The organism is Lacrimispora sp. (genome assembly GCF_032078915.1).
Taxonomy (GTDB): Bacteria; Bacillota; Clostridia; order Lachnospirales; family Lachnospiraceae; genus Lacrimispora.
Genome location: NZ_DAMAUN010000035.1, coordinates 51259 through 55375 on the forward strand (window position 1 = coordinate 51259; position 4117 = coordinate 55375).

Here is a 4117-nt window from a genome sequence, read left to right on the forward strand (position 1 = left end):
GTTTTCACATCCAGAAGAATACAGTCATTTCCTGCTGCCAGTTTTTTGCTCATAATGGAAGCAGCAATTAAGGGAATGCTGTCTACTGTTGCAGTCACATCACGGAGAGCATAGAGTTTTTTATCCGCTGGAGCCAGATTTCCGGACTGCCCGATCACGGAAAGCCCGGCGGTATTGACCACTTGAAAAAACTCTTCCTCTGTCAGGACAGTCCGCATTCCCGGTATGGATTCCATTTTATCAACGGTTCCTCCGGTATGTCCCAGGCCGCGGCCTGACATCTTCGCAACCTTGACCCCGCAGGCAGCCACAATTGGCGCCACCACCAGAGTCGTCTTATCTCCCACGCCTCCGGTGGAGTGCTTATCTACTTTCACTCCCTGGATAGGCGATAAGTCCACCATATCACCGGAATGAGCCACCGCATCCGTGAGAATGGCTGTTTCTTCATCACTCATTCCCTTAAAATAAATGGCCATCAGCATGGCGGACATCTGGTAATCCGGGATATCCCCTTTTACGTAGCCTTTGATCATAAAGCGGATCTCTTCCTCCGTCAAAGATTCTCCGTTCCGCTTTTTTGCAATTACATCGTACATTCTCATGACACTCAAAAACCTCCCTTATACTTATCCGTCCCGCTTTTTTGCCTATGTTTTCCGGACATTCAGGAATTTAAGTTCTTTTTTGTAAACCCTAAAGGAAGCAGTTCTTTTAAGGTATAGACGGAAAACTTCTCTCCCGCACCCAGAATGATCTTAAATTCCTCAGGATCACAGAATTCGGCCATTACCTGCCGGCAGACCCCACAGGGAGCGCATAGTTCTCCCTTTTCGCCCCTTTTATTCCCCACGATGGCTATGGCATCAAATTCCGCCGTCCCCTCTGAGACCGCTTTAAAAAATGCCGTACGCTCTGCACAGTTCGTGGGTGTAAAGGATGCATTTTCAATGTTGCAGCCACGGTAGACCTTTCCGTTCTTTGCTAACAGGGCTGCTCCAACGCAGAAATCAGAATAAGGTACATAAGCCATTTTCTGAGCCTCGTAAGCCTCTGCCACCAGCATGTTTTTTGTCCTCTCATCCAGATTCAAAGACACACCTCCTATTATTCTCCGGCTTATTCATTCCAGCAGTTACGAAAAGGGATTGCTCTGCAATCCCTTTGCCGGTTCATCAAATCTTTTCAAATCGTTCTACGTCAGTTACAAATATGGTAGCTCCGCCAAGTTCCACTGTCATCGGCATCATCATATATCCGGCTGAAACAGACGCGATATTTGGCGCCGGAACATTGCAGGTAATTTTTTGGCGTTTTCCGCAGGTATCTTTAATCAGAGTGATGACTTCCTCTACCTGTCCGTCATCCGTACCGATCATTAATGTAGAGTTTCCCTTCTTTAAGAAACCACCTGTTGTGGCAAGTTTTGTCACGCTGAACTGGTGTTCATTCAGCACATCAGTCACCCTGTTTCCATCATCTGAGCTGACGATTGCGTAAATAATCTTCATATCTACCACCTCGCTGTCTTATTTGGCAAAACTTTATTCGTTTGATTCCTCTATTATAAATCATAATCAGGAAAAATAAAACAGTAAAATAGAAAATAATTATCATTTCTTTGTTAAAAATTGATATCTCTCATTTTATCAAGCAGCTTTCGGTATATTCGATCTCTCATCCATGGCTCATTTACTGCCATTAAGCATTCTTCCACACCGAACCAGCCCACTGCGCTGTTTTCATCCTCTTTCTTATGAAGGACCTCCCTGTCATCCGCTTCCAGAAGATAGGTCACATTTAAGTGAAGGTGAGAGGAAACATAAGCTCCCCTCTTCTCATGACCGTCCACCGTCAGCACCTCCAGGGAAAAGATGTCCTCTGTAACCGGACTTACCGTTCTAATTCCGGTTTCTTCCATGGCTTCCCGGACCGCTACTAAAAGCAGATCCATTTCCCCATCTGCGTGGCCTCCGGTCCATGCCCAGGAATCATAGATGTTATGATAGGCCATAAGAACCTTATCGCGGGACCGATTTACTACCCAGGCTGACGCCGACATATGGGCGCCCAGACTTTCACGGAAAAATATGGATTCTCCTGACGAGAGATATTGAAGCAGCATCTCCTTATCCCTCTCTTCCTGCTCGTTATATGGTAAAAAGTCTTCTACTGTTTTCCTGAATTTCTCTTTGCAGTCCATGTCTTTCGTTCCTCCATCTTCCTGTGTTTTTAAGTCATACTCTACCATCTGGCGGATATATTTTTAATAGAATAAATTGAAATGAGGGTATTATATGGATTTATCAGCTCTTGTTTTTGCCGACAAAGATCCCTGGCCTCCCATAGAGGTCATGTCTCAAAATAAAGCGTATGCCGCCGCTATGCTTTCCAACATAGGCGATTGCAATTCCGAAATGTCTGCAATCAGCCTTTATATTTACAACAGCATGATTACGAGAAACTTCTTCTTTGATATAGCAGAATGCTTCCATAAAATCAGCATTGTTGAAATGCATCATCTTAATACCTTTGGCGAACTGTCCATCATGCTGGGCGCCGACCCCAGGCTGTGGAGCTATCAAAGCGGACGATTAAGGTATTGGACTCCCGCATGCAACCGCTATCCCACCCGGATCGGCCCCCTGGTTGCCAACGCTCTGGAAAGTGAGCTGGAAGCGATCCGGAAATACCAGTTCCAGGCCCAATGGATCGACGACTGCCGGATCAAGTCAGTATTAAACAGGATCATTGCTGATGAGCTTTGTCACGTACAGATCTTCCGGTTCATCCTGGCTGAGCTTAACGACGACTTTACTATCCCCCCTGCATTCCATGGATAGGCAGCAGTTCACCTGATTACTTACGCCGCTTTGCCATTTCATACAGGAACAACCCGGTACAGCCTGCCAGATAGCAGGCAATGTCCTTAAGATCAAAGGTTGAACCAATAATGATCCTTGCAATTTTATAATCGCCAAGGCCAAGCAGCTTCGCTAAATGAAAATACTGCCCCACCTCCGTCAATGCTGCGAAAACAAATATGTACAATGGGAGCAGTTTTACTTCTCTTCCCACAAATGACCTGATAAAGCAATAAATCAGAACCACAACCAACATGTCGCCAACGTATGGCCTGATGAATTTATCATTTACGAAAACAGCTATTAGCACTTCAATAATGAAGACTATGATAAACGCGCTTAGGTACTTCATGTTTAATCTGAATCTCACGATACACTCCTTTTTCAATCAGAATTAAGGCAGCACAGCCCAAAGCTTTACTGCCAGATAACCTCCGTCTTCACGGGTATTCTCATGCCGGAGGTTATATTCACCTGCTTCATAAGAATCGTATTTTTCATTTCTAAAGACCCTTTACTTTTAATTTATTGACTAAATCGACATAAAATTCGCAGACGTCAAAGCCTTCGATGTTCTTCCTTGTTAAGTCAATCATGTCGCCGTGGGAAATCCCTTGCCTGCTTTCAGGAGTCACTACGCCGAGGAAATCCCCCCATACCATTGATTTCGTGGAAACAAGCCCGTCGTTTTCACCTCCACCGAAAAATTTTATGATACCGTATCCTACATTAAGCGGAAACATAGTTCCAGAATAGGAACGAATACGCGAGCCGACGCTTTGATATAAAACGCCGGGAGCATCCTTCATAATCCCGTTCAGCCGTTCACACTCCTTATCGGTCAAATCTTTCAGGCCATTGAAAAAATCCGGATCGTCATCACCAAGCCTGGTATAGATGGACTCGTACTTATTCCCTATGGCCGCAACTGCCTTTTGGGGTATCTTCTCCAATAACTTACGCACGTAATTACAGCCCAGGTGGGGCGTGTTAATCGTCGTAAGCGACGCAATATATTGATCCATTCCGAAACAGCTTACCGCATACCGCGAATCAAGTCCGCCCTTGGAATGCGCAATAATATTGAGCTTTTCGCAGCCGGTCTCCCGGACAATATTAAGAATACACTCTTTTAATTCATTTGCGCATTGCTCCACCGATGCGGACGACTGATGGCTTCCGTAATAGATCACAGCTCCGTTATCCATAAGCTCCTTTGGTATCCGGCCCCAATAATTAAAGTTTTTCCAATC

At 45.2% G+C, this 4117-nt stretch carries 7 protein-coding genes; 1 reads left to right on the plus strand and 6 read right to left on the minus strand.

What is annotated here, in order from left to right:
- The 4 genes from RT269_RS14980 to RT269_RS14995 all read right to left on the minus strand — a co-directional run.
- On the minus strand, nt 1–605 hold a 605-nt coding region (locus RT269_RS14980; protein WP_313183724.1), incomplete at its 3' end, for a thymidine phosphorylase.
- A 62-nt stretch (nt 606–667) separates the two neighbouring features.
- A complete protein-coding gene (locus tag RT269_RS14985; RefSeq protein ID WP_313183731.1) occupies nt 668–1087 on the minus strand; it encodes a cytidine deaminase in 420 nt (139 codons plus the stop codon).
- Between the two features lie 88 nt (nt 1088–1175).
- Nucleotides 1176–1511, minus strand: a complete 336-nt coding sequence (locus RT269_RS14990; protein ID WP_013271785.1) for a cyclic-di-AMP receptor — start codon at nt 1509–1511, stop codon at nt 1176–1178.
- 113 nt (nt 1512–1624) lie between these two features.
- Entirely contained in the window at nt 1625–2203 is a 579-nt protein-coding gene (locus tag RT269_RS14995) for an NUDIX hydrolase (RefSeq protein WP_313183726.1), read from the minus strand.
- A gap of 94 nt (nt 2204–2297) precedes the next feature.
- Between RT269_RS14995 and RT269_RS15000 the strand changes: the two genes are divergently transcribed.
- On the plus strand, nt 2298–2843 hold the full coding sequence (locus RT269_RS15000) for a ferritin-like domain-containing protein (RefSeq protein ID WP_313183728.1): 546 nt from the start codon (nt 2298–2300) through the stop codon (nt 2841–2843).
- A 16-nt stretch (nt 2844–2859) separates the two neighbouring features.
- Here the strand turns inward: RT269_RS15000 and RT269_RS15005 are convergent, their stop codons facing one another.
- The gene (locus RT269_RS15005; protein WP_331664167.1) at nt 2860–3234 is read right to left on the minus strand and encodes a ribosomal maturation YjgA family protein; all 375 of its coding nucleotides are present in this window, start codon (nt 3232–3234) and stop codon (nt 2860–2862) included.
- 133 nt (nt 3235–3367) lie between these two features.
- Nucleotides 3368–4117 (minus strand): alpha/beta hydrolase (locus tag RT269_RS15010; RefSeq protein WP_331664168.1); only part of this gene is annotated, 750 nt, incomplete at its 5' end.